The 23,376-nt window shown below is 71.7% G+C and carries 24 protein-coding genes; 8 read left to right on the top strand and 16 right to left on the bottom strand.

The annotated features are described in order from the left end of the window. On the top strand, positions 1-322 hold a 322-nt coding region (locus tag QK442_RS34845; RefSeq protein ID WP_282698139.1), incomplete at its 5' end, for a hypothetical protein. An 86-nt stretch (positions 323-408) separates the two neighbouring features. On the opposite strand, the gene QK442_RS34840 is transcribed toward QK442_RS34845, so the two are convergent. Then, a complete protein-coding gene (locus QK442_RS34840; RefSeq protein WP_282698138.1) occupies positions 409-1,071 on the bottom strand; it encodes a DNA-3-methyladenine glycosylase in 663 nt (220 codons plus the stop codon). 108 nt (positions 1,072-1,179) lie between these two features. Between QK442_RS34840 and QK442_RS34835 the strand changes: the two genes are divergently transcribed. Then, a complete protein-coding gene (locus tag QK442_RS34835; RefSeq protein WP_282698137.1) occupies positions 1,180-1,962 on the top strand; it encodes a sporulation protein in 783 nt (260 codons plus the stop codon). Positions 1,963-2,024: 62 nt separating this feature from the next. Here the strand turns inward: QK442_RS34835 and QK442_RS34830 are convergent, their stop codons facing one another. Together QK442_RS34830 and QK442_RS34825 are read right to left on the bottom strand one after the other, a co-directional pair. Next, positions 2,025-3,980, bottom strand: coding sequence for a LamG-like jellyroll fold domain-containing protein (locus QK442_RS34830; protein ID WP_282698136.1), 1,956 nt, complete (start codon positions 3,978-3,980; stop codon positions 2,025-2,027). Then, complete coding sequence (locus tag QK442_RS34825) at positions 3,929-5,770, bottom strand: sialidase family protein (protein WP_282698135.1); 1,842 nt, start codon at positions 5,768-5,770, stop codon at positions 3,929-3,931. The genes QK442_RS34830 and QK442_RS34825 overlap by 52 nt, the downstream gene beginning before the upstream one ends. 76 nt (positions 5,771-5,846) lie before the next feature. On the opposite strand from QK442_RS34825, the gene QK442_RS34820 reads away from it, so the two are divergent. Both QK442_RS34820 and QK442_RS34815 read left to right on the top strand, forming a co-directional pair. Further along, positions 5,847-6,386, top strand: coding sequence for a YbhB/YbcL family Raf kinase inhibitor-like protein (locus QK442_RS34820; RefSeq protein ID WP_282698134.1), 540 nt, complete (start codon positions 5,847-5,849; stop codon positions 6,384-6,386). A 166-nt stretch (positions 6,387-6,552) separates the two neighbouring features. Further along, positions 6,553-7,059 carry an HNH endonuclease gene (locus QK442_RS34815; protein WP_282698133.1) on the top strand — a complete coding sequence of 169 codons (507 nt, stop codon included), beginning with the start codon at positions 6,553-6,555 and terminating at the stop codon, positions 7,057-7,059. Between the two features lie 74 nt (positions 7,060-7,133). Here the strand turns inward: QK442_RS34815 and QK442_RS34810 are convergent, their stop codons facing one another. From QK442_RS34810 to QK442_RS34795, 4 genes are all read right to left on the bottom strand, one after another. After that, positions 7,134-7,901, bottom strand: a complete 768-nt coding sequence (locus QK442_RS34810; RefSeq protein WP_282698132.1) for a sulfite exporter TauE/SafE family protein — start codon at positions 7,899-7,901, stop codon at positions 7,134-7,136. Positions 7,902-7,999: 98 nt separating this feature from the next. Further along, positions 8,000-8,941, bottom strand: coding sequence for an SPFH domain-containing protein (locus QK442_RS34805; protein WP_282698131.1), 942 nt, complete (start codon positions 8,939-8,941; stop codon positions 8,000-8,002). Between the two features lie 93 nt (positions 8,942-9,034). Next, on the bottom strand, positions 9,035-9,463 hold the full coding sequence (locus QK442_RS34800; RefSeq protein WP_282698130.1) for an NfeD family protein: 429 nt from the start codon (positions 9,461-9,463) through the stop codon (positions 9,035-9,037). Positions 9,464-9,584: 121 nt separating this feature from the next. After that, positions 9,585-10,376: an ABC transporter ATP-binding protein gene (locus QK442_RS34795; RefSeq protein WP_282698129.1), complete on the bottom strand. Its 792-nt coding sequence runs from the start codon at positions 10,374-10,376 to the stop codon at positions 9,585-9,587. Between the two features lie 144 nt (positions 10,377-10,520). Here QK442_RS34795 and QK442_RS34790 point away from each other — a divergent pair, with 144 nt between their 5' ends. After that, a complete protein-coding gene (locus QK442_RS34790; RefSeq protein ID WP_282698128.1) occupies positions 10,521-11,306 on the top strand; it encodes a hypothetical protein in 786 nt (261 codons plus the stop codon). Between the two features lie 405 nt (positions 11,307-11,711). On the opposite strand, the gene QK442_RS34785 is transcribed toward QK442_RS34790, so the two are convergent. From QK442_RS34785 to QK442_RS34775, 3 genes are all read right to left on the bottom strand, one after another. Then, the gene (locus QK442_RS34785; RefSeq protein WP_282698127.1) at positions 11,712-11,954 is read right to left on the bottom strand and encodes a chaplin; all 243 of its coding nucleotides are present in this window, start codon (positions 11,952-11,954) and stop codon (positions 11,712-11,714) included. A 154-nt stretch (positions 11,955-12,108) separates the two neighbouring features. Beyond that, positions 12,109-12,756, bottom strand: a complete 648-nt coding sequence (locus QK442_RS34780) for a response regulator transcription factor (RefSeq protein WP_282698140.1) — start codon at positions 12,754-12,756, stop codon at positions 12,109-12,111. Between the two features lie 43 nt (positions 12,757-12,799). Beyond that, on the bottom strand, positions 12,800-13,945 hold the full coding sequence (locus QK442_RS34775; RefSeq protein ID WP_282698126.1) for a GAF domain-containing sensor histidine kinase: 1,146 nt from the start codon (positions 13,943-13,945) through the stop codon (positions 12,800-12,802). Between the two features lie 540 nt (positions 13,946-14,485). Here QK442_RS34775 and QK442_RS34770 point away from each other — a divergent pair. Further along, positions 14,486-15,298 (top strand): transglycosylase SLT domain-containing protein, encoded by an 813-nt coding sequence (locus tag QK442_RS34770; RefSeq protein ID WP_282698125.1) that lies wholly within the window; start codon positions 14,486-14,488, stop codon positions 15,296-15,298. A gap of 72 nt (positions 15,299-15,370) precedes the next feature. On the opposite strand, the gene QK442_RS34765 is transcribed toward QK442_RS34770, so the two are convergent. Further along, positions 15,371-17,971 carry an FHA domain-containing protein gene (locus QK442_RS34765; RefSeq protein ID WP_282698124.1) on the bottom strand — a complete coding sequence of 867 codons (2,601 nt, stop codon included), beginning with the start codon at positions 17,969-17,971 and terminating at the stop codon, positions 15,371-15,373. Positions 17,972-18,239: 268 nt separating this feature from the next. Here QK442_RS34765 and serB point away from each other — a divergent pair, with 268 nt between their 5' ends. Further along, positions 18,240-19,478: a phosphoserine phosphatase SerB gene (serB, locus tag QK442_RS34760; RefSeq protein WP_282698123.1), complete on the top strand. Its 1,239-nt coding sequence runs from the start codon at positions 18,240-18,242 to the stop codon at positions 19,476-19,478. Between the two features lie 111 nt (positions 19,479-19,589). On the opposite strand, the gene QK442_RS34755 is transcribed toward serB, so the two are convergent. The 4 genes from QK442_RS34755 to QK442_RS34740 all read right to left on the bottom strand — a co-directional run bounded on the left by QK442_RS34755 (position 19,590) and on the right by QK442_RS34740 (position 22,040). Beyond that, positions 19,590-20,108 carry a histidine phosphatase family protein gene (locus QK442_RS34755; RefSeq protein WP_282698122.1) on the bottom strand — a complete coding sequence of 173 codons (519 nt, stop codon included), beginning with the start codon at positions 20,106-20,108 and terminating at the stop codon, positions 19,590-19,592. 35 nt (positions 20,109-20,143) lie between these two features. After that, a complete protein-coding gene (locus tag QK442_RS34750) occupies positions 20,144-20,350 on the bottom strand; it encodes a hypothetical protein (RefSeq protein ID WP_282698121.1) in 207 nt (68 codons plus the stop codon). Between the two features lie 227 nt (positions 20,351-20,577). Further along, positions 20,578-20,694, bottom strand: a complete 117-nt coding sequence (locus QK442_RS34745; protein ID WP_277349137.1) for an SGM_5486 family transporter-associated protein — start codon at positions 20,692-20,694, stop codon at positions 20,578-20,580. A gap of 17 nt (positions 20,695-20,711) precedes the next feature. Further along, positions 20,712-22,040, bottom strand: a complete 1,329-nt coding sequence (locus QK442_RS34740) for an MFS transporter (RefSeq protein WP_282698120.1) — start codon at positions 22,038-22,040, stop codon at positions 20,712-20,714. 111 nt (positions 22,041-22,151) lie between these two features. Between QK442_RS34740 and QK442_RS34735 the strand changes: the two genes are divergently transcribed. Beyond that, positions 22,152-22,895: an FCD domain-containing protein gene (locus QK442_RS34735; RefSeq protein WP_282698119.1), complete on the top strand. Its 744-nt coding sequence runs from the start codon at positions 22,152-22,154 to the stop codon at positions 22,893-22,895. Here the strand turns inward: QK442_RS34735 and QK442_RS34730 are convergent. Further along, positions 22,861-23,250 (bottom strand): hypothetical protein, encoded by a 390-nt coding sequence (locus QK442_RS34730; protein ID WP_282698118.1) that lies wholly within the window; start codon positions 23,248-23,250, stop codon positions 22,861-22,863. The two genes, QK442_RS34735 and QK442_RS34730, sit on opposite strands and share 35 nt — an antisense overlap. Positions 23,251-23,376: the final 126 nt, after the last annotated feature.

The raw sequence follows: 23,376 nt of genomic DNA, 5'->3' as shown, positions 1-23,376 counted from the left end.
CGCAAGGGGGTGGACTTTTTCAAAGGAACCTCGACCAGCCGGAACCGGCTGGACGGGGTATCAACATAATCTGGCGTTGATTTTTGGCACGCTGTTGAGTTCTCAAGGTGCGGACGCTTCCTTCGTTCCCGTCTCCGGGCCCTCCGGGCGCTTCCTTCGTTTCCAACCTTACCAGATCCTTTTCCGTTCCGTTTCCGGTTCGGATTTCGTTTCCGGTGGCCTGTTGGCGGCCTTTGCCTTTCGGCGTGTCCACTACGTTAGCCGATTTCCCGGACAGCTCATAATCGAGCCTTTCGAAACAAATTTCGGCACGCCGAAATAAGCCCCGTAGGAGATCTTCATAGCGAGTGGATGGCCGCTCCCGGGGTGCTTGAACAAGCACCACCTTCTCAAGCGGCTCGGGCCACGTTACGCCCCTGCCTCAGCAGGGTCAAGTCGGCGCTTCCGGGGCGTGTGGGGACGGTACGGACTGACCGTGGGGTCCTCGGCGATCCAGAAGCGCCAGGGGTGCGGGGCGCCGTCGCCGCCGACGCCCGTGCGCGGGCCCGTACGGATCAGGGAGGGGGGTGGCGGGGTGCCGGTGAGGACGGCGAGGGGGGCGGCCGGGCCGGCGCAGGCGTCGGTGCCGTTGAGGGAGCCGGGGACGTCGAGGGCGGTGGCGAGGCGGGCCGGGCCCTTCGCCAGTTCGGTGTCCTTGCGGGCCGAGCGGCGGCGGGGGCGGGCCAGCTCGGCGCCGTGGAGGATCTCGCCCGCTCGGAGCAGTACACCGCTCGCCTCGCCCTCGGGGCCGCACACCAGGTTCAGGCAGTGCCACATGCCGTACGTGAAGTAGACGTAGGCGTGTCCCGGAGGGCCGAACATGACGGCGTTGCGGGGCGTGCGGCCTCGGAAGGCGTGCGAGCCGGGGTCGATCGCGCCGGCGTACGCCTCCACCTCGGTGAGTCTCAGCTCGATCCGTCCCTCTTCCGAGGTACGGACGAGGGTGCGGCCGAGGAGGTCCGGGGCGACCTCCAGGACGGGGCGGTCGAAGAAGCTCCGCGGGAGCGGCGTACGGTCGGGGCTCTCGCTCATGGCGTCCGAGGGTAATGGGGAACGCCGTGGAACCGGCTACGGTCGTCGCGCGTATGTACGCGTGCACGACGCGTGCGCAGGGGACCGGGAACGAGAAGGAGAGAGTGCATGGGATTCAAGAAGCTGCTGGCCAGTCTGGGTGCCGGCGGGGCGACCGTGGAGACGGTGCTCACCGAGGAGAACGTGGTCCCGGGTGGGGTCGTCCAGGGTGAGGTCCGGATCCAGGGCGGCAGCGTCAACCAGCAGATCGAGGGCCTGTCCGTCGGTCTCCAGGCGCGCGTGGAGGTCGAGGGCGGCGACCAGGAGTACAAGCAGAACGTCGAGTTCGTGAAGGTGCGGCTCGGCGGGGCCTTCGAGGTGCAGGCCGGCGCGGTGCACGTGGTGCCGTTCGGGCTCGAGATCCCGTGGGAGACGCCGGTGAACACGATCGCCGGGCAGCGGCTGCACGGCATGGACATCGGCGTGACGACCGAGCTGGAGATCGCCCGCGCGGTGGACTCGGGCGACCTCGACCCGATCAACGTGCACCCGCTGCCGGCGCAGCAGGCGATCCTCGACGCCTTCATCCAGCTGGGCTTCCGCTTCAAGAGCGCGGACATGGAGCGCGGGCACATCCGCGGCACCCGCCAGCGGCTGCCCTTCTACCAGGAGATCGAGTTCTTCGCCCCGCAGCAGTACCGCGGCCTGAACCAGGTCGAGGTCAGCTTCGTCGCGGACGACCGCGAGATGGACGTCGTCCTGGAGATGGACAAGAAGCCGGGGCTGTTCACCGAGGGCAGCGACTCCTTCCGTTCCTTCACGGTGGGTCTCGCCGACTACCAGAACACCGACTGGGCCGCCTATCTGAACCACTGGCTCGCCGAGGTCGGCGGCCGTCGCAACTGGCTCTGAGGCCGGCGGCAAGGGGCGAGGGCCCGGATCGCGGTGGCGGTCCGGGACCTCGGCGTTCACGGCTACATGCGGGCGTAGCCGGTGTCGGTGATCTTCTCGAAGGAGAGTCGGGCCGTGGTGGCCTCGTCCGCCGGGAGCTCGTTGTGAACTCGGAGTGCGGTCAGCTCGTCGGGGGTGAGGGCCCGGCGGACGAGGGTGAACTCGTCGAGGGAGCCCTCGAACGGGTGGCCGCCGTCGAGGCGGCTGCCGAGCTTGATGCCCTTGGCCTGGAAGTTGTCCGTGTAGTGGACGGAGCCGCCCGCGGGTGCGTCCGCCTCGCCCTTGGCCACGATGGGGGTGCTGCCCGGGTTCGCCTCGGTGATGGTGAGCGTCAGCTTGCCGTCGGCCCGCTGCAGGACGACGTGGTGGTAGGCGTCCTTGTCGGTGCGGAAGGAGTCGTCGGAGGCCTTGACGTACGAGGTCGCGACGTCCGTCTCGAGCAGGGCCGAGATGCGGTTGTATTCCGGCTCGGCACGGATCCACAGCTGGCGGTCGTCGTCTCCCTGACCGTACGCCCAGGCGATCACGGGGGTCTTCTTCGCGAGGCCGGCCTTGGCCGCGTCGAACCGGACCCAGAGGGCGAGGGTGAAGTCCTCGGAGCCGACGGCTTCGGTGTTGGTGAAGGGGAGCTCGATGTGGCCGTCCGTACCGTCGAGGGTGACGCCACCGCCGCCGAAGGTGCCGCCGGTGCCGTTGACGACGGCGCCGCCGCGTACGAAGGCGTTGTTGCAGTGGCCGGAGTTGTCCGGGGTGGCCGGGCCGCCGACGACGGGGCGGGTGTACATGTCGTGCATCTGGGTGGTGCTGTGCTCCATGGACCACCAGATCCGCTGGTCCGTGGGGTAGTCGCCGGTGCCGGAAGCCGGCTTGGTCTCGGTGGCGGGCCTGGTGATCTTGTCCAGCTCCTGGTCGGCCCCTGTCTGACCGAGGGGGCGCTGGGTCAGGGCCCGGTGGTAGAAGCGGTAGTCGTCGAGGGTTCCGGTGAAGACTTCGGTGCCGCCGGGACGCGAGCCCAGCCGGAGTCCGAGGGCGTCCGGGCGGCCGGCGGTGAAGGAGCCGGTGCCGTTGGCGCCCAGGCCGGTGCCTTCGGCGGTGCGGTCCGCGTGCGGGGCGTCGATCTGGAGCTTGAGGGAATCACCCTTGCGGGTGAGCGTGAGCAAGTGCCAGTCACCGTCGCCGAAGGCGGTCCGGTTCGTGTCCGTGTCCTTCAGTTCCAGCCAGACCTTGCCGTGGTCGGTCTCGGCCAGGGCGTGGAGGCGGTCCTTGCCCGGGTCGGTGCGGACCCAGAGGGAGGGCTTCGGGACCTGTGCGGTTCCCACGCCGTAGGCCCAGACGAGGGTGGATCCGGGGGTCGCCGCGGTGGCCGTGTAGCGGAACCAGAGGGTGTGCGTGAAGTCGCCGGTGCCGGGGTCCAGGGCGGACGTGTAGGGGACTTCGAGGCCCTGGCGGGTGGAGTCGGTGATCAGACCGTACTTGCCCATCCGGGCGTCGCCGTAAGGGGTGTTGAGGGGCTTCTTGCCGGGGGCGAGCAGGATGGTGGCGTCGGCGCAGTTGCCGGAGACGTCGTCGGCGATGGCGACCTCGGTGACCGGGCCGGGCGCGGTGGCGTCGTCGGCGACCTGGAAGGCGAGGCGGGCCGCGAGGTGGTCCTTGTCCTTCGCGGTGGTCCGGCCGGTGCCGAGGAGTTCGAGGTCGCCCTCGGCCAGGTTGGTGCGGTACATGCGGAAGTCGTCGACGGTGCCCTTGAAGGGGTCGGTACCGTCGGGCTTGGCGCCGATCCGGATGCCCTCGTTGCCGGTGTAGCGGGGGGAGGTGACCGGGCCTTCGAGGGCGGTGCCGACGCGCGCGTCCTGTCTCACCCCGGTTCGCTTCGGGTCCGCGGCCGAGGCGACGGCCGGCGTGACGTCCTTGCCGGACCGGACGAGGGTCAGGTGGTACCAGCCGGCGTCGGCGGCGAAGGCCTGGGGGACGGAGACCATGGTGGTGACCGACTTGCCGCCGGGCCCTCGACCCTGGCCCGGATCACTCCCTCGGCCGGGTAGGCGCGTACCCACACCTGCGGCTTCGCGTTGACGCCGTAGGCCCACATCAGGACCTGGGGGGTGGTGGGGCCGGCGGGGTCCCGCCTGAAGTGGAGCGAGTACGTGAAGCCGTTCTGGCCGGGGTCGACGGCGGCGGCGTACGGGACGTCGGCGTAGTCGGGCCCGTTGGGGTTCTGGGCGGTCGACGACTGGGCGCCGTCGAGGGCGAGGCCCTGGCCGAACCTGCCTCCCTTGACGACCTTCGCGTCGCCGACGAGGTAGGCGTCGTTGGCGTGCGGTCCGCTGTCCGGGGTGGTGAGACCGGGCAGCTGTCGCGGCTGGGGGTTTCTGGTGCCGGCGAAGGTGCCGGGGATCTTCAGGTCCGACGGGTAGAAGCGCTTGAAGTAGATGTGCTGGGCGGAGAAGGTGCTGCCGCCCTCGTACACCATGCCGATCTCGCCGCCGGTCATGACGGGTTCGCCGGACGGGCCGGGGACCTCGACGCCCATTTCGACGAGGTCCGAGTATCCGGCCCGGTCCGGGTAGCCGGTCCGGTCCGGGTAGCCGGTCCGGTCCTTGTTGACGCGGCCCGCGTCGTCGGCGGGGCGCTGCCAGGTCTCGCCGTGGTCGAGGGAGTAGCGGATCTCGAATTTCTCGCGGTCCATCGGATCGGCGGGGGCCGCCGCGATGAGGGTGTCGCCGGGCGTGCTCTGGTAGGTCAGGCGTGGGGCCAGGAGGGAGGCCTGGATCTGCGGGGTGACGAGGCTGGGGACGGCCTGGAAGTTCTTGACCGTGGCGCCGCCGTCGGTGCTGCGGGCGCGGACGCGGTGGTGCGGGGGCACGGGCTTTCCGTCCGGCCCGGTCTTCGGCGACACCTCGTTGCGGGCGCCCACGTAGACGGTTCCGTCGAGGAGTTCGACCACCGAGGGCTCGGTGGGCTTGATCTCGGTCACGGGCGGCACGGTGTCGCCCGTGGCGTACGTGGTGCTCGTCTTCCAGGTCGCACCGTGGTCGTCGCTGTAGTAGACGCCGGTGTGCTGGGGTTTGCCGTTCGGGCTTTCGTAGGCGCCCACGACGAGCCGTCCGTCGTGGGCGGTGCCGTTGCGCAGCTGGATGCCGTGCGAGGGGCCGGTGCCGAACCAGCCGTCGGTCTTGCCGCTGAGACGGTTCAGGTCTTCGGCCGGACCGAAGGAGACGCCGTCGTCGGTGCTCTTCTGGACGTAGGCGAGGCGCTTGCCTCCGGGGACGGTCGGCTCGCCGGTGGAGAGCAGGAAGACGTCGCCGGTCTCCAGGTCGGCGACCGGGGAGGCGTTGCCGTGGGTCCAGGGGGCCTTGGGATCGCCCGGCTGGTCGGGCTTGCCCGCCTCTTTGATCAGGGGGCGGCCGGTCAGGACCACACGGACGGGGCCCCAGGTGCGGCCGTCGTTGGTGGAGCGGCGGACCACGATGTCCATCGGGCCGCGGTCGGCGCAGGAGGGGGACGTGCGGGCCTCGGCGAAGGCGAGGAGCGCGCCCGTCCTGGTGCGGGTGAGGGTGGGGATGCGGTAGCAGCCGTAGCCCCCGGTGCCCGAGCGGAACAGGATCTGTTCGTTGCGCCTGGCCTCGGGGTCGGGTGTGGACTGTTCGGTGCCGGATGCCTGCGCCGGGGATATCGCGACGAGGGTGGCGGCGACCGCTGCCAAGCTGCTCAGCAGGGCCGCGGCGGCGGTGCCGCGGAAATCTGACGGTGTGTTTCCTGATCTGTGCACCGGGTGAAGGTAGTGCATCGCCGAAAGGCCTTAGGCTCCCGGTGCGAACGTTTCGATCACGCAAGGAGGTTCCGTCGTGTCCGAGCTCAAGCGGCCGCCGCTGCCCCACGATTTCCACCCCGAGGTGCACGAGTTCACCGTGACCAGTGCTGACCTGGTGCACGGCGGGGAGCTGGGCGAGGGGCAGGTCAAGGCCGGTGGGGACGTGTCCCCGCACCTGCGGTGGGAGGGGTTCCCCGCGGAGACCAGGAGCTTCGCCGTGACCTGTTTCGACCCCGACGCGCCGACGGGCAGCGGGTTCTGGCACTGGGTGCTGTTCGACATCCCGGCGTCGGTGACCGAACTGCCGGCCGGTGCGGGCAGCGGGAAGTTCGAGGGGCTGCCGGCCGGTGCGGTGCACGCGCGGAACGACTACGGGTCGAAGGACTTCGGCGGGGCCGCCCCGCCGGCCGGGGACCCGGCGCACCGGTACGTGTTCACGGTGTACGCGGTGGACACGGAGAAGCTGGGTCCTGACGCGGACGCCTCGCCGGCCGTGGTCGGGTTCAACCTGCGCTTCCACACGCTGGGCCGGGCCCAGCTGATCGGTGAGTACGCGGCTCCCGCGGCAGGCTGATCGTTCGTCTGTTGTTTGCCCGCTTCTGGTCTTGGAGAGATCAGAAGCGGGCATCTTTTGTTGCGCACGAAATTGCGTTGTCCGACCCCGGCCGGCCCGGCCATCGTTTGATCCAAGCCCGAAGCCTCATGTGGGGGCCGGGCCGGCACAACGGGAGGTGGGCATCATGCGGGACACGCTGGTACTGAACGCGAGCTTCGAGCCGCTTTCGACGGTCACACTCAACCGTGCGGTGGTGCTTGTCCTTCAGGACAAGGCCGTCGTGGAGCATTCCCACCCCGAACTGCGGGTGCGTGCCGCCGCCGTCGACCTTCCGGTGCCCCGGGTGATCAGGCTCTGCCGTTTCGTCCGGGTGCCGTTCCGAAGACAGGCGCCGTGGTCGAGGAGGGGGGTGCTGGTCAGGGACCAGCACCGGTGCGCGTACTGCGGGAGGCGCGCGACGACCGTGGACCACGTGGTGCCGCGGGCGCAGGGAGGTGGGGACACGTGGCTGAACACGGTCGCCTCCTGCGCGGAGGACAACCACCGCAAGGCGGACCGGACGCCGGAGCAGGCGGGGATGCCGCTGCTCTTCCAGCCGTTCGTGCCGACGCCGGCGGACGCGATGCTGCTGGCGATGCGGGCCGGTGAGCGGTCGGAGCTGCCGGAGTGGCTGGCTCGTGCCGCGGCGTGATCCGTCCCGTACCGCGGTGTGATCCGTACGGACCCGTGAGGGCCCGCCCCTGGTGAGGGGCGGGCCCTTTTCCGTCACCTCAGGGTGAGTTGGAGGATGGCGACGACGCCGACGGCGATGATCACGCCGCGGAGGACGGCGGGCTTGAGGCGGCGGCCGACCTTGGCGCCGATCTGGCCGCCGAGGGTGGAGCCGACGGCGATGAGGAGGACGGCGGTCCAGTCGAACTCGGCGACGAAGAGGAAGAAGACGGCGGCGACGCCGTTGACGAGGGCGCCGAGAACGTTCTTGACGGCGTTGATCCGCTGGAGGTCGTCGTGGAGGAGCAGGCCCATGAGGGAGAGGTAGAGGACTCCCTGGGCGGCGCCGAAGTAGCCGCCGTACATGCTGGCGAGGGTGAGGCCGACGAGGAGGGCGGGGCCGCCGTCGGGGTGGGCCTCGCCGCCGGTGCGTTCGCGGCGGCGCTGGACGGCGGCGGAGATGCGGGGCTGGAAGAGGACCAGGACCAGGGCGAGTCCGATGAGGACGGGGACGATCGCGTCGAAGGCCTCGGAGGGCAGGGCGAGGAGGAGGATCGCGCCGGCGAGGCCGCCGACGAGGGCGGCGGCGCCGAGGCGGAGCACCCGGCGGGTCTGGCCCCTGAGTTCGCGGCGGTAGCCGATGGCGCCGCTGAGGGAGCCGGGGACGAGGCCGAGGGCGTTGGAGACGTTCGCGGTGATCGGGGGCAGTCCGGTCGCGAGAAGAACCGGGAACGTGATCAGCGTTCCCGATCCGACGATGGTGTTGATGGCGCCGGCGCCGATGCCGGCGGCGAAGACCGCCAGGGCTTCCCAGGTGGACAAAGCCGTTTCCTCACATGGTCAGTGGCTCGCCTCCCCGCCCTGCGTACGGCAAGGGTCGAGGGGCTCGCACCGATCATGCACGGAATTACGTGTACGTGTCAGTCAACGGTGGGTTCTTCCCGCCTGGCGGACGGGACGTCCTTGGTGAAGGACGGGGCGGCGGCGCCGGGGGCCACGTTGCCGAGGGCGCCGGAGAGGCCCTTGAGGGCGTCGCCGATCTCGCTGGGCACGATCCAGAGCTTGTTGGCGTCGCCCTCGGCGATCTTCGGGAGCATCTGGAGGTACTGGTACGAGAGGAGCTTCTGGTCCGGGTCGCCGGCGTGGATGGCCTCGAAGACGGTGCGGACGGCCTGGGCCTCGCCCTCGGCCTTGAGGGCCGCGGCCCTGGACTCGCCCTCGGCGCGGAGGATCGCGGACTGCTTCTCGCCCTCGGCGCGGAGGATCTCGGACTGGCGGACGCCCTCGGCCTGGAGGATGGCGGCGCGCTTGTCGCGGTCGGCGCGCATCTGCTTCTCCATCGAGTCCTGGATGGAGGTGGGGGGCTCGATGGCCTTGAGCTCGACGCGGTTGACGCGGATGCCCCACTTGCCGGTGGCCTCGTCGAGGACGCCGCGGAGGGCGGCGTTGATGTCCTCGCGGGAGGTGAGGGTCCGCTCCAGGTCCATGCCGCCGATGATGTTGCGGAGGGTGGTGACGGTGAGCTGCTCGATGGCCTGGATGTAGCTGGCGACCTCGTAGGTGGCGGCCCGGGCGTCGGTCACCTGGTAGTAGATGACGGTGTCGATGTTGACGACCAGGTTGTCCTGGGTGATCACCGGCTGGGGCGGGAAGGGGACGACCTGCTCGCGGAGGTCGATGCGGTTGCGGATCGTGTCGATGAACGGGACGACGATGTTGAGGCCGGCGTTGAGGGTGCGGGTGTAGCGGCCGAAGCGCTCCACGATCGCGGCGCTGGCCTGCGGGATGACCTGGATCGTCTTGATCAGGGCGATGAAGACGAGCACCACCAGAATGATCAGGACGATGATGACTGCTGACATCGTGTTCCCCGTGCCCTTCGCTGCCGGTTGTCTGCCGGGTTTCTTCCGATGATCGAGTTTCCCAGACGCCGGGACGTCGTGGGCGCACTTCGGTCAGATGACGACGGCGGTCGCGCCGTCGATCTCGACGACGTCGACCTCTTCGCCCGGTTCGAAGGTGCGGTCGGCGTCGAGGGAGCGGGCGGACCAGATCTCGCCCGCGAGCTTGATGCGGCCGCCCTCGCCGTCGACCCGCTCCACGACGCGGGCCTGACGGCCCTTCAGGGCGTCGATGCCGGTGGCGGGGGCGGCGGTGCCCGCGCGGTGGCGGGCCGCGATCGGGCGGACGACGGCGATGAGCGCGACGGAGACGACCGCGAAGACGATCACCTGCGCGACGATGCCGAAGCCGAGGGCGGCGGTGACCGCTCCGGCGACCGCGCCGACGGCGAACATGCCGAACTCCGGCATGGCCGTCAGAACCAGGGGGATGCCGAGCCCCACCGCGACGATCAGCCACCAGATCCATGCGTCGATGTCCACACGGTCATGGTAGGGCGGGTGGGGCCGGACGGAACAGGGTGCGGTGAGGTGCGGTGCGGTGCCGCGGCTGTGCGGGTCACGGCGGTTCACTGCGGGTCACGACCCTGTGAGGAGCGGGGAGTTACCCCAGCGGGAGTCCCTGGGCGGTCCAGCGGTCGCCGACCTGCTCGACGACGAGCGGGAGGCCGAAGCAGAGGGAGAGGTTGCGGGAGGTGAGCTCGGTCTCCATGGGGCCGGCCGCGAGCACCTTGCCCTGACGGATCATCAGGACGTGGGTGAAGCCGGGGGCGATCTCCTCGACGTGGTGGGTGACCATGATCATGGAGGGGGCGTACGGGTCCCGGGCCAGCCGGCCGAGGCGGCGGACCAGGTCCTCGCGGCCGCCGAGGTCGAGACCGGCGGCGGGCTCGTCGAGGAGGAGCAGCTCGGGGTCGGTCATCATCGCGCGGGCGATCAGGGTGCGCTTGCGCTCGCCCTCGGAGAGGGTGCCGAACCTGCGGTCCAGGTAGTCGTTCATGCCGAGGCGGTCGAGGAAGGCCTTGGCGCGGGCCTCGTCGACCGGGTCGTAGTCCTCGTGCCAGGTGGCGGTCATGCCGTACGCGGCGGTGAGGACGGTCTGCAGGACGGTCTGGCGCTTGGGCAGCTTCTCCGCCATGGCGATGCCGGCCATGCCGATGCGGGGGCGCAGCTCGAAGACGTCGACGGCGCCGAGGCGGTCGCCGAGGACGGTGGCGGTGCCGGTGGTCGGGTGGAGGTAGCTGGAGGCGACGTTGAGAAGGGTGGTCTTGCCGGCGCCGTTGGGGCCGAGGATGACCCAGCGCTCTCCTTCCTTGACCGACCAGGAGACCCCGTCCACCAGAGCGCGTCCGTCGCGGACCACGGATACGTCCACCAGCTCCAGTACATCGCTCATGAGCGCGTTGTCTCCCCTTGCCGTCGAGTCGTGTCGGCTCGTGTCGTCGCCTTGGGCCGCGGGCGCGGCGTCCACGGGAAAACCTACGTCATCGGCGGAGCGGGCCGGTCCCTAGGGCGTCGTCCGGGTCCCTACTCTGGAGGGATGCTTTCGGAACCACGTTCAGGACGCCTGGCAGCCTGGGGCAACGCCCTGCTCGCCGGGGTGGTGTCGCCGGACGACGCGGCGCTGGCGATTGTCGGAGAGGACGCGGTGCACCGCGTGGCCGGGCTGCCGGGTGAGGCGGGTCCGGTGGGGCTGACGCTGGCGCTGGGGCGGCTGCGGCGGCTCGGGGTGACCGGGTGGCGGGTGGCACTGCCGGCGCCGGGGCATCCGCTGGGGCTGAGCGGTCCGCCGGACTTCAACGCGCGCGCCTTGGAGGCGGAGGAGGCCGTGGTCGGCCACGGCGCGCCGTACGGCCTGGTGCCGGAGGTCTCGGAGGCGGGCCCGGCGGGCGATGTGCACGTGGAGGTGGTGTGGCGCTGCCTGCCGGTGCGGGAGGCGCCGCCTGCGGACGTACCGTCCCTGAGCGAGGCGGAGCGGGAGCTGGCGGAGGCGCTGCGGGACGCGACGGCGGCGCTGACCCGCCTGGACGTGGCGGCCTCGGGCCCCGCGGCGGAAGCGGCCCGCGAGGCGTACCGGGCCCGCGCGGAAGCGGGCCGCGAGCTCCTGGCCCCCGGCTACCCCCAGCGCGCGGTCCGCGTCCTGGAGCTGGCCCGGCGCATCGGCCTGATGGTCGACCTGGCGTACGGCAACGGCCACGGCGGAGCGGTGAGCGCGTCCGAGATGGCGGCGCGGGGGGCGGTGCTGCGGCCGGTGGAGCGGGTGGCACGACGGGCGCAGGTCGCGGCGTACAACGCGTACATGGAGGAACGGGAGCGGGGGGCCTGACCTCGCGGCCGGGGGTGCCAGAGCGAGGGGGCGCTCCCCCGGCACCCCCGTGGGGCGAGGACGACGGACGGAGTCCGGCGCAGCGGGGCGAAGCCCGGGAGGCGCCCCGGCGCCGAGCGGTGCGAGGCACGCGGCAAGAGGGAGGGGCTGGCGGCGCGGGGGGCGGTGCTGCGGCCGGTGGAGCGGGTGGCGCGACGGGCGCAGGTCGCGGCGTACAACGCGTACATGGAGGAACGGGAGCGGAGGGTCTGGCCTCGCGGCCGGGGCGGGGGCGCTCCCCCGGCCCGCCCGTTCCTCCCTCAAGGACTACGTCCAGGGGGATCCCCAAGCGGAACGTATGCCCACAACTGGGAAAAAGGGGACGGCCCCCGGAGGGAGGGTCCGGGGGCCGGGTGGAGGTGGCGGTCAGCCGTTGTGGGCGTGGTTGCCGAAGGCGGGGTTGAGCAGGCCGATCACGTTGACCGTGTTGCCGGAGACGTTCACGGGGACGTGGACCGGGACCTGCACCAGGTTGCCGGAGGCGACGCCGGGCGAGTTGAGGGCCTTGCCGTGGGCCTCGGCGCCGTGGGCGGAGGCGACACCGGCGCCGGCGGCGACGATGCCGCCGGCGACCATGGTGAGGGCAGCGGCCTTCTTGAGGTTCTTCACTTGGTACTTCCTCCTGGTCATCGCTGCGGCCGGTCCGCCGCAGCACGCCCTGGAGAACGCCGCTCCCCCCGCCGGGTTGCGCCGAACGGGGGATGTCCACCCGACGGTATGACTTTCTGAACGGGCGTGCGCCCCGGCGCGTACGCGGGGCGCGTCAGCCACTCAGGCCGTGGCGCACCGCCCAGAGCGCTGCCTGGGTGCGGTCGGCGAGGTCGAGCTTCATGAGGATGTTGGAGACGTGGGTCTTGACGGTCTTCTCGGAGAGGACGAGGGCCCGGGCGATCTCGCGGTTGGAGCGGCCGTCGGCGATGAGGCCGAGGACCTCGCGCTCGCGCTCGGTGAGGGTGGTGCCCCGTCCCGTACCGCCCTGGGGGTCGTCCTGGGCGAGGAGGGCGCCGGCGACCTCGGGGTGGAGCAGGACGTGGCCGGCGTGGACGGAGCGGATGGCGCCGGCGAGGGCGCCGGGGTCGACGTCCTTGTAGAGGTATCCGGAGGCGCCGGCGCGCAGGGCGGGAACGACGGTGCGCTGCTCGGTGAAGCTGGTGACGATCAGGACCCTGGCCGGGTTGGCGAGGGCCTGCAGCCGTCTGAGCGCCTCGATGCCGTCGGTGCCGGGCATCTTGACGTCCATGAGGACGACGTCGGGGCGGAGCTCCTCCGCGCGGGCGACGCCCTCGGCGCCGTCGGCGGCCTCGCCGACGACCTCTATGTCGTCCTGGATCTCCAGGAAGGTGCGCAGGCCGCGGCGGACGACCTGGTGGTCGTCGACCAGGAGCACGCGGATGGCCCTCCCGTCTCCCACCACCGCCCTTTCGACGAAGCGCTCCGCGCTGCCTCTCCTGTCCTCAGCCACCGGGGACCTCCATCTCGATCGTGGTGCCCTCGCCGGGGGCCGAGGTCACGGTGAGGGCTCCGCCGACGCCGGCGGCGCGGTCGCGCATGGACACCAGACCGAGGTGACGGCCGGCGCTGCGGACCGTCCCCGGGTCGAAGCCGCGGCCGTCGTCGGTGACGGTGAGCCGGGCGCCCTGGCCGTGCCGGGCGAGGGTGACGGCGACCAGCCCGGCGTCGGCGTGGCGCAGCGCGTTGTGCAGGGCTTCCTGGGCGACCCGGAGGACGGCTTCCTCCTGGGCGGCGGGCAGGGCGCGGACGCCGGGGCTGTCGAAGACGACCCGGGCGGTGTGGGCGCGGTCGAGGACCTGGATCTGGGTGCGCAGGGTGTGGACGAGGCCGTCCTCGTCGAGGGCGGCGGGGCGGAGCTCCACGACGGCGGCGCGCAGCTCGTCGGCGGCCTCGGCGGCGAGCGCGGCGACCTGCTGGAGCTCGCCCTTGGCGCGGGCCGGGTCGCGGTCGACGAGGGCGGCGGCGGCCTGGGCGGTGAGCCGGAGGGAGAAGAGCTTCTGGCTGACGGCGTCGTGCAGCTCGTGGGCGAGCCGGGAGCGCTCCTCGGCGATGGTGAACTCGCGGCTGCGCTCGTACAGCCGGGCGTTGGTGAGGGCGATGGCGGCGTGCTGGGCGAGGATGCCGAGCAGCTCCTCGTCCTCGGCGGTGAAGCCGCAGCTCCCCTCCGGCTTGGGGCAGCGCTTGTTGGCGAGGAAGAGGGCGGCGAGGGTCTCGTCGCCGTCGCGCACCGGGAGGCCGAGGAAGTCGGACATCTCGGGGTGGGCGTCGGGCCAGCCCTCGAAGCGGGGGTCCTTGCGGACGTCGGCGAGCCGCTCGGGCTCGGCCCTGTGGAGCATGGCGGCCAGGATGCCGTGCTGGCGGGGCAGCGGGCCGATGGCCTTCCACTGCTCGTCGCTGACGCCGTCGACCACGAACTGGGCGAAGCCTCCGTGGTCGTCGGGGACGCCCAGGGCCGCGTACTCGGCGTCGAGGAGCTCGCGGGCGGAGACCACGATCGTCTTGAGGACGTCGCGGACCTCCATCTGGCGGCTCATCGCCAGCAGGGCGCTGCTCACGGCGGCGAGACCGGAGCGGGGTCGGTGGCTCATGGGGTCACCGTACCGGCGGGGTGTGACGATCCGTATGGGGCTGTGGACGGCGATGGAGCGGGTCGCGGGACCTAGGTCGAAGTGCCCTCGGGGGGCGGCCGGGATCAGGGGAGCACGCGCGCGCGTGCACGAGGGCCCCGGGAGGGGCGGGCGCGGGGCGGAGTCCGTACGGCTCCGTGGTGCTCCGGTACGAGGTCCGGATTCCCGCTCTCCTCCTTACGGCGGAGAAGGCTCACCGTGTGCATTGCTGTCGCAACGGGTGGTGAGCTTGTTACGGGGCCGATGTGAGCCCGCGCATAGGACGCAGGTCACTTACGAAGCTCCTTAGTGGAGCGTTTCGGGGTGGTTAGAGGCGGGACGAACCAGACCCGAAGCCCCGTCTCGGGCGTGTACACCCGCCCCTGATCCACTACCCGGGATCGTACGTCACACCTTTGCCACGCGATTTTGCTGCCGCTAAGAATTGCCCCCGTCGCCGCCGAGCAGGCGCAGCGCCGCCCCGGCCCAGCGACCCCCAGCGATTCGAAGAGGTAGTCCTGCATGTCTCAGAACACCCCTGGCCACAGTCGTGGTCTGAAGAAGACCCACAAGGCCACGATCGCCGGCGTCGCCGCCCTGGGCGCGGCCGCTCTGACCCTGTCCCTCGTGCCGGGCAACGGCGGCTCCACGGAGACCGAGCCCCAGGCACTGAACACGAGCCAGCGAGTGGCGTGGGCGTACGACGCCGCCAGCCCGCAGGCGAAGGCGCTGGCCGCGAGCGTGACCGACCAGCACACCGCCGTCGGCCTGAAGGCCAAGCAGGACGCCGAGGCGAAGGCCAAGGCAGAGGCCGCCGCCAAGGCCAAGGCCGCGAAGGCGGCCAAGGCGAAGGCCGAGGCCAAGGCGAAGGCCGACGCGGCCGCGAAGAAGCGGGCCGCCCAGGCGAAGGCCGCCGCCAAGGCCAAGGCCGAGGCGAAGGCCAAGGCCGACGCGAAGAAGCGCGCCGCGAAGAAGACGGCCGCGAGCCGTTCCGTCGCCCGGAAGCCGGTCTTCGCGAACAACCTCGACGGCTGGATCCGCGAGGCGCTCTACATCATGGACAAGCACAACATCCCGGGTTCGTACCACGGGCTGCACAAGAACATCATGCGCGAGTCCAGCGGCAACCCGTACGCGATCAACAACTGGGACATCAACGCCCGCAACGGCGTCCCGTCCAAGGGCCTGCTCCAGGTCATCTACCCGACCTTCAAGGCGTACCACGTGCCGGGCACCAAGTTCGACCAGTACGACCCGGTCGCCAACATCGTCGCCGCCGCCAACTACGCGGCCGACCGTTACGGCTCGATCGACAACGTCAACAGCGCGTACTGATCCGGTCGCGCGAACGCCGGAGGGCGGCACCCCGATCGCGGGGTGCCGCCCTCCGGCGTGGTTCCGGGGCCGTTACTTGCGCATGACCTCGGGCTCGTGGCGGCGCAGCAGGCGGGCGACCGCCACGCCGAGTACGACGGTCATGAACAGCAGCACGCCGACGTTGAAGCTCCACTGGCCGACGCTGTGCTCCCACAGCGGGTCCAGGTCGGTGGGGTTCTTCGGGTCCCACGGCGCCATGAGGTGGGCGAGGTCGAGGGTGGTGCCGGCGCCCGCGATGGCCCAGCGGGACGGCATGAGCCAGGCGAACTGCTCCAGGCCGGGCGAGCCGAAGACCTTGAAGAGGATGCCGGTGAAGACGACCTGGACGATCGCGAACATGACCAGCAGCGGCATGGTCTTCTCGGCGGTCTTCACCAGCGAGGAGATGACCAGGCCGACCATCATCGAGGTGAGGCCGAGCGCGATGACGACGAGGCAGAGCTCGACGGCCGGCGGCATGAGCAGGCCCTCGGCGGGCAGGTCGCGGATGGCGAAGCCGATGGCGCAGAGGATGACGCCCTGGAAGGCCGTGATGACACCGAGGACGATCACCTTGGACATCAGGTAGGCCGAGCGGGAGAGGCCGGTGGCGCGCTCCCGCTCGTAGATGACCCGTTCCTTGATCAGCTCTCGTACGGAGTTGGCCGCGCCGGAGAAGCACATGCCGACCGTGAGGATCAGCATGATGATGCCGGCGTCGCCGTTGAAGCGGGACGGCGGCGTGGGCGGGGCCAGGCCGAAGTCGGACGGGATGACGACGGAGACCGAGCCGATGACCGCCGGGAGGATCACCATGAGGGCGAGGAAGCCCTTGTCGGAGACGATCACCGAGGTGTAGCGGCGGATCAGGGTCCACAGCTGGGAGCCCCAGCCCTGCGGCTTGGGCGGGCGGGACATCGCCTGCTGCGGCAGGTGGACCGGCTGGGCGGCGACGGCGTCGATGTCGGCGGCGTACAGCTGGTAGTGCTGCGAGCCCTTCCAGCGGCCGGCCCAGTCGTAGTCGCGGTAGTTCTCGAAGGCGGAGAAGACGTCGGCCCAGGTGGAGTAGCCGAAGAAGTTCAGCGCCTCGTCCGGCGGGCCGAAGTACGCCACGGAGCCGCCGGGCGCCATGACGAGGAGCTTGTCGCACAGGGCCAGCTCGGCGACGGAGTGGGTGACGACGAGGACCGTGCGGCCGTCGTCGGCGAGGCCGCGGAGCAGCTGCATGACGTCGCGGTCCATGCCCGGGTCGAGGCCCGAGGTCGGCTCGTCCAGGAAGATCAGCGACGGCTTGGTCAGCAGCTCCAGGGCGACCGAGACGCGCTTGCGCTGGCCGCCGGAGAGGGAGGTGACCTTCTTCTCCTTGTGGATGTCGAGCTTGAGCTCGCGCAGCACCTCGTCGATGCGGGCCTCGCGCTCGGCGGGCGCGGTGTCGCCGGGGAAGCGGAGCTTGGCGGCGTACCGGAGCGCCTTCTGGACGGTCAGCTCCTTGTGCAGGATGTCGTCCTGCGGGACCAGGCCGACGCGCTGGCGCAGCTCGGCGAACTGCTTGTAGAGGCTGCGGTTGTCGTAGAGGACGTCGCCCTCGTTGGCGGGCCGGTAGCCGGTGAGCGCCTTGAGGAGGGTCGACTTGCCGGAGCCGGAGGGGCCGATGACGCCGATGAGCGACTTCTCGGGGACGCCGAAGGTGACGTCCTTGAGGATCTGCTTGCCGCCGTCGACGGTGACCGTGAGGTGGCGGGCCGAGAAGGAGACCGAACCGGTGTCGACGAACTCTTCCAGCTGGCCGCCGACGATCCGGAAGGTGGAGTGGCCGACGCCGACGATGTCCTGCGGGCCGAGGAGGGCGGTGCCGCCCTTGGGGATCGGCTGACCGTTGACGTAGGTGCCGTTGTGCGAGCCGAGGTCGCGGATCTCCATGCGGCCGTCGGGCGTGGCGTGGAACTCGGCGTGGTGGCGCGAGACCTGGAGGTCGGAGACGACCAGTTCGTTCTCGAGCGCGCGGCCGATGCGCATCACGTGGCCGAGGGCCAGCTGGTGGAAGGTGGTCGGGCTGCGGTCGGAGTAGGCCGACGACGCCCCCGCGGCGGCGTCGGGCCGGACCTGGCCGTGACCCTGCTGGACCGGCTGGTGGCCCTGGTGGCCCTGGTGGGGCACCTGCGGCGGGACCTGGCCGCCGTGCTGCGGAGCCTGCTGCCAGCCGCCCTGCTGGGGCGGGGCGTCGTGCGGCGCGGCCCACTCGGCCTGCGGTGCGGGCTGCTGCACGGGCTGGGCCGGGGCGCCGCCCTGGTGGGCGTGGGCCTGGGCCGGCTGCGCGGGCTGTGCGGCGTACGGGGCCTGGGCGGCGTGCGCGGCGGAGAGGTTCAGGCGCGGGCCGTCCGTCGGGTTGCCGAGGTGGAGGACCGTGCCGGGGCCGATCTCCAGCTGCTGGATCCGCTGCCCGGCGGCGAAGGTGCCGTTGGTGGAGCCGTGGTCCTCGATGACCCAGCTCCGGCCGCCCCAGCTGATCGTGGCGTGCCGCCACGAGACCCTGGCGTCGTCGATGACCAGGTCCCTCTGGGGGTCGCGGCCCAGGGTGTACGACCGGGACGCGTCCAGCGTCCAGGTCCTGCCGTTGAGTTCGAGTACGAGTTCTGGCACTCCATGCCCCACTGTGTGTCCCCCGATGCACCCCCGTCACGGGGGCCAGGGATGGCGAATCATCCTGGGGAACTATTTCAGGCCGGGTTCCCGATCCGAAAGTCGGGCGGCGTGAAGACCCCGGGGAGGGGCGGCGGGACCCGCTCGGGCGGAGGCCGGGACGAGGCCGGGGTGGGGGGACGGGGCGAAGGCCGGGGTGCGGCCGGGCGGGGCGGGCGGGTGTCCGGTACGCGGGACGGGGCGCCGGGGCGCGGGGGGCGCCCGATACGGTGGAAGCACCATGAGCGCATCGCAGACTCCTGACATGCCCGCCGTTCCGCCCGCGGACGTCCCCACGCTTCTCGTCAAGATCTTCGGGAAGGACCGTCCCGGGATCACCGCCGGTCTCTTCGACACCCTGGCCGCCTTCTCCGTGGACGTCGTCGACATCGAGCAGGTCGTCTCGCGCGGCCGGCTCGTGCTGTGCGCGCTCGTCACCGAGCCGACCGTCGCCACCCAGGGCGAGCTGCGCGCCACCGTGCACAGCTGGGCCGAGTCCCTGAAGCTCCAGGCCGAGATCATCTCGGGCACCGGCGACAACCGTCCGCGCGGCGAGGGCCGCTCGCACGTGACGGTGCTCGGGCACCCGCTGACGGCCGAGCAGACGGCGGCCATAACGGCCAGGATCGCCGGGTCGGGCGGCAACATCGACCGTATCTTCCGGCTGGCGAAGTACCCGGTGACGGCGGTGGAGTTCGCGGTCTCGGGCTGCGCGACCGAACCGCTGCGGACGGCGCTGGCCACCGAGGCGCACACCATCGGCGTGGACGTGGCCGTGGTCTCCGCGGGGCTGCACCGGCGGGCCCAGCGGCTGGTCGTCATGGACGTGGACTCGACCCTGATCCAGGACGAGGTCATCGAGCTCTTCGCGGCGCACGCCGGGTGCGAGGAGAAGGTCGCCGAGGTGACGGCGGCGGCGATGCGCGGCGAGCTGGACTTCGAGCAGTCGCTGCACGCGCGCGTGGCGCTCCTGGAGGGCCTGGACGCGTCGGTGGTGGACAAGGTGCGGGCCGAGGTGCGGCTCACTCCGGGGGCGCGGACCCTGATCCGCACCCTGAAGCGGCTCGGCTACCAGGTGGGGGTCGTCTCGGGCGGCTTCACCCAGGTCACCGACGATCTGAAGGAGCGCCTCGGCCTTGACTTCGCCCAGGCGAACACGCTGGAGATCGTGGACGGGAAGCTCACCGGCCGGGTGACGGGCGAGATCGTGGACCGGGCGGGCAAGGCGCGGCTGCTGCGCCGGTTCGCGGCGGAGGCCGGGGTGCCGCTGGCGCAGACGGTGGCGATCGGCGACGGCGCCAACGACCTGGACATGCTGAACGCGGCGGGCCTCGGGGTGGCGTTCAACGCGAAGCCGGTGGTGCGCGAGGCGGCCCACACGGCGGTGAACGTGCCGTTCCTCGACACGGTCCTGTACCTGCTCGGGATCACCCGCGAGGAGGTCGAGGCGGCGGACGGCGGCGAGGAGCTGCTCCACTGAGTCCGTGGGCTTGTACGCGAAGGGGCCCGGCCGCCGTGAGGACGGCCGGGCCCCTTCGCGTACGAGCTCGCGCGCGGGCCTCGTGTACGAGCTCGCGCGCGGCCCCGCCGGTCAGTCGTGCGGGGTCCAGAACTCGACGAGGCGGCCGACGCCGTGCTCGACGGACTTCCAGCTGCCGGTGAAGGCGATGACGGCGAAGGCGGAGGTCGGGTAGCCGCTGCGGGTCATGCGGGCGAGGGCGTCCCCCTCGCCCTCGCCGGCGAGGGCGTCGGCCAGGGCGTGCATGCCGGGGTTGTGGCCGACGAGGAGGAGATCGTCCACGTCTTCCGGGACCTCGTTGAGAAGGGCGATGAGCTCGCCGAGGGAGGCCTCGTAGATCCGCTCCTCGTAGACGGTCCGGGGGCGCTCGGGCAGTTCGTGGACGGCGAGCTTCCAGGTCTCACGGGTGCGCGCCGCGGTCGAGCAGAGGGCCAGGTCGAAGGTGATGCCCGTCTGCGCGAGCCGGCGGCCCGCCACGGGTGCGTCCTTGCGGCCGCGCTCGGCGAGCGGGCGCTCGTGGTCGGTCTCCTGGCCCCAGTCTGCCTTCGCGTGCCGGAGCAGCACGATCCTGCGGGTTGTTTCGACGCTCATGGTCCACAGCTTGGCACGGATCGGCCCGTCCTGACTCAGAGAGCGAGGGTTTGCCCGATCCGCTGGACGAGCCGGCCGATCCCGCCGTCCCCGCCCGCCGCGGCGGCCTCACCGGGCCCGGTGACGAGCAGCAGGAGGACGGTGAAGGCGGCCACCGGGAGGGCAAGGGCCCACCAGGGCAGCCGGGTGTCGACGCCGACGGCGGGCGTGGTCCGGTCGCCGGTGCGGGTGAGGGCCGTCATGACCGCCTCCGTGGTGGGGTGCCCCCTGGACGAAGCCCGGGGAAAGAGGTGGGACACCGCGGAACCGCGGTGTGTCTCCACCGTAGGGAGGGCGGGGGCCGTGGCCCATCCGGTGATCCACCTACTCGTCCCTGAGACTTTCCCCTAGGGGATGCGGGGGTTGCCCCCACCTCCCGGGGCTGGCGGGACCGGGCCGTGGGCCGGAACCGCGGGTCAGGGCCGTGGCGTCACGGGGAGGCGATCGAGGCGATGACGGCGATGACGACCGTGATGCCGAGCATCGCGCCGAGCACGACGAGCAGCTTCTTCTGGCCGCCCTGGGGATTGGGTTCGAGAACGGGCATGGGCCCAGTCTCGCATCTCAGGATTCGTCTTCGATCGTCCGGTCCCGTCCTGCGAGCGTGCCCACGACCATCTGCGGCACCATGAGCCCGGCCATGAGCGCGATCGGCACGCCCCAGCCGCCGCTGTGCTGGTAGAGCACGCCGACCAGGAGGGGGCCGGGGATGGAGATGAGGTACCCGACGCTCTGGGCGAAGGCGGAGAGGCGGACGACGCCGGCGCCGGTGCGCGAGCGCATGCCGATCATGGTGAGGGCGAGCGGGAAGGCGCAGTTGGAGACGCCGAGGAGCACCGCCCAGACCCAGGCGCCGCCGGCCGGGGCGAGGAGGAGGCCGGTGTAGCCGACGAGGCCGCAGGTGCCGAGGGCGACGACGATCGGGCCCTGGTGGCGCATCCGGGTGGCGAGGCGGGGGATGACGAAGGCGAGCGGGACGCCCATGACCATGGTGACCGCGAGCAGGACGCCCGCCGTGGAGGCGGGGACGCCTGCGTCGCGGAAGATCTGCGGCATCCAGCCCATGGTGATGTACGCGCCGGTGGCCTGGAGGCCGAAGAAGCAGGCGAGGGCCCAGGCGGTGCGGCTGCGGAAGACCGGGCGGGGCGCGGTCGTGCCGGCGGGGGCCGTGGGGGCCGTGGGGGCCGTGGGGGCGCCCGTCGCGGCCCTGCCGACCGGGGCGCCCGATTCCGTACGGCCGGTGCTCGCGCGGTCCCTGACGAGCGGGAGCCAGGGCAGGACGGCGAGGGCGGCGACCGTGGCCCAGGCGCCGAGGCCGAGGCGCCAGTCGCCGCCGAGGACGTCGGTCAGGGGGACGGTGAGGGCGGCGGCCAGCGAGGTGCCGAGCGCCAGGGCCATGGAGTACAGGCCGGTCATGCTGCCGATGCGGTCGGGGAAGTACCGCTTGACGATCACCGGCATGAGGACGTTGCTGACGGCGATGCCCATGAGGGCCAGGGCGCTGGCGGCCAGGAAGGCGGCGGTGCCGGTCGCGAAGGGACGCAGCAGCAGGCCGGTGAGGATGGCGACCATGCCGGCGCAGACGACGGCGGTGGGGCCGAAGCGGCGGGCGAGGCGCGGGGCGGTGATACCGAAGACCGCGAAGCAGAGCGGCGGCACGGAGGTGAGGACGCCGGCCACGGTGCCGCTCATGTGCAGCCCTGTGCTGACCTCTTCGAGGAGGGCGCCGAGGCTGGTGATCGCGGGGCGCAGGTTGAGCGCGGCGAGGACGAGCCCGACGGAGACGAGGACGAGGGTCCAGCGGGCGGCGGGAGCCGGGGCGGGGGTCGGTCGCTCCGCGGCGGCGGCCGGCCGGATGGTGGTGGGGTCGAGGGTCTGGGGCTCGTCTGGCATGGGGCCATCATAGAATCATGGGATGATTGGTTGTCCAATCTTGAAATGCTTCTCCCCTCTCGAACCAGGGATCCCGGTCGGACGGATCCCGACCCGACGGAAGGTGTCTTCATGGCTCTCGGCCACCCCCGGCGCACCGGCCTGACCGACCAGGTGATCGCCGAGCTGCGGAACCAGATCACCTCCGGCGAGTGGCCGGTCGGTTCGCGGATCCCGACCGAGCCCGAGCTGGTCGAGCAGCTGGGCGTGGCCCGCAACACGGTCCGCGAGGCGGTCCGGGCCCTCGCCCACAACGGGCTGCTCGACATCCGGCAGGGTTCCGGCACGTACGTGGCGGCGACCAGTGAGCTGGCCGGGGTGATGCACCGGCGGTTCGCGGGCTCCGATCCGCGGCACGTGGCCGAGCTGCGCTCCACGCTGGAATCGGCGGCCGCGCGGTTCGCGGCGCGGCGCCGCTCCGAGCGGGACCTGGGGCAGCTGGACGCGCTGCTCGCCCGGCGCGAGGAGGCGTGGGGGTCGGGGGACGCTGAGCGGTTCGTGACGGCGGACGCGGCCTTCCACCACGCGGTGGTGGCGGCCTCGGGCAACGACGTCCTGACGGAGCTCTACGCGGACCTGGGCGATCTCCTGCGGGAGTGGCTGCGCGACGACGTGGGGCAGGAGCTGCGCCCGGAGAACCACATGGACCACGCGCGCCTGGTGGACGCGATCCGGAACGGGGACGCGGAGCGGGCGGCGGAGGAGGCGGCCGGCTATCCGTTCATGTGCCTGGGCGGGAAGAAGGGGTCCGGGGCCGCGGACGCCGAAGCGACGGGCGGGTCTAGCGAACAGGGTCCGCCGCCGGTTCGTGGGTGATCCACGCGGCGCGGACCTCCTTCCAGCAGCGGGCGGTGACGGTCGCGTGATCGGCGGGGAGGACGGCCACGGGCGCGGTGTCGGTGTCCAGGTCCCACCAGGGGTCGCACTCGACGTGGAGCCGTATGCGGTCGGTCCACGGGTAGGGGTTCCGGCAGTGGGCGGTGACCCTGGTGCCCTCGACGACGGTGTGGCAGAAGGCTCCGAAGTCCTCCGGGCCGTCGGCGGACGGGGCGGTCGCGGTGATCTCCTCGACGGGGGCGGGGGCCGCGTGGACCTCCGCGGCGACGGCGGTCCCGAGGAGCAGGGCGGCGACCGAGGCGTGGGCGGCGAAGCCGCGGTGAAGCACGCGCATCTCCGTACCTCCTCCCCGTGAGTAGCCGGAACGACACGCTTCGACCAGTCTGCGGTGATCCGCCGGACTTTTCGAGTCGGGGCGGAAAGGCCCTGGAAACAGCCCTGGGAGCAGCCCTGGAAACGG

The organism is Streptomyces sp. CC208A (genome assembly GCF_030010625.1).
GTDB lineage: Bacteria > Actinomycetota > Actinomycetes > Streptomycetales > Streptomycetaceae > Streptomyces.
Note: the sequence above shows the minus strand (reverse complement) of the source record. Positions and strands in the feature narration are given on the sequence as shown.

What these genes read in the sequence shown, in the direction of transcription:
- QK442_RS34840 (WP_282698138.1), bottom strand. Translation starts at nt 1,071, where the DNA reads ATGAGCGAGAGCCCCGACCGTACGCCGCTCCCGCGGAGCTTCTTCGAC.
- QK442_RS34835 (WP_282698137.1), top strand. Translation starts at nt 1,180, where the DNA reads ATGGGATTCAAGAAGCTGCTGGCCAGTCTGGGTGCCGGCGGGGCGACC.
- QK442_RS34830 (WP_282698136.1), bottom strand. Translation starts at nt 3,980, where the DNA reads ATGGTCTCCGTCCCCCAGGCCTTCGCCGCCGACGCCGGCTGGTACCAC.
- QK442_RS34815 (WP_282698133.1), top strand. Translation starts at nt 6,553, where the DNA reads ATGCGGGACACGCTGGTACTGAACGCGAGCTTCGAGCCGCTTTCGACG.
- QK442_RS34805 (WP_282698131.1), bottom strand. Translation starts at nt 8,941, where the DNA reads ATGTCAGCAGTCATCATCGTCCTGATCATTCTGGTGGTGCTCGTCTTC.
- QK442_RS34795 (WP_282698129.1), bottom strand. Translation starts at nt 10,376, where the DNA reads ATGAGCGATGTACTGGAGCTGGTGGACGTATCCGTGGTCCGCGACGGA.
- QK442_RS34790 (WP_282698128.1), top strand. Translation starts at nt 10,521, where the DNA reads ATGCTTTCGGAACCACGTTCAGGACGCCTGGCAGCCTGGGGCAACGCC.
- QK442_RS34775 (WP_282698126.1), bottom strand. Translation starts at nt 13,945, where the DNA reads ATGAGCCACCGACCCCGCTCCGGTCTCGCCGCCGTGAGCAGCGCCCTG.
- QK442_RS34770 (WP_282698125.1), top strand. Translation starts at nt 14,486, where the DNA reads ATGTCTCAGAACACCCCTGGCCACAGTCGTGGTCTGAAGAAGACCCAC.
- serB (WP_282698123.1), top strand. Translation starts at nt 18,240, where the DNA reads ATGAGCGCATCGCAGACTCCTGACATGCCCGCCGTTCCGCCCGCGGAC.
- QK442_RS34755 (WP_282698122.1), bottom strand. Translation starts at nt 20,108, where the DNA reads ATGAGCGTCGAAACAACCCGCAGGATCGTGCTGCTCCGGCACGCGAAG.
- QK442_RS34750 (WP_282698121.1), bottom strand. Translation starts at nt 20,350, where the DNA reads ATGACGGCCCTCACCCGCACCGGCGACCGGACCACGCCCGCCGTCGGC.
- QK442_RS34745 (WP_277349137.1), bottom strand. Translation starts at nt 20,694, where the DNA reads ATGCCCGTTCTCGAACCCAATCCCCAGGGCGGCCAGAAGAAGCTGCTC.
- QK442_RS34740 (WP_282698120.1), bottom strand. Translation starts at nt 22,040, where the DNA reads ATGCCAGACGAGCCCCAGACCCTCGACCCCACCACCATCCGGCCGGCC.
- QK442_RS34735 (WP_282698119.1), top strand. Translation starts at nt 22,152, where the DNA reads ATGGCTCTCGGCCACCCCCGGCGCACCGGCCTGACCGACCAGGTGATC.
- QK442_RS34730 (WP_282698118.1), bottom strand. Translation starts at nt 23,250, where the DNA reads ATGCGCGTGCTTCACCGCGGCTTCGCCGCCCACGCCTCGGTCGCCGCC.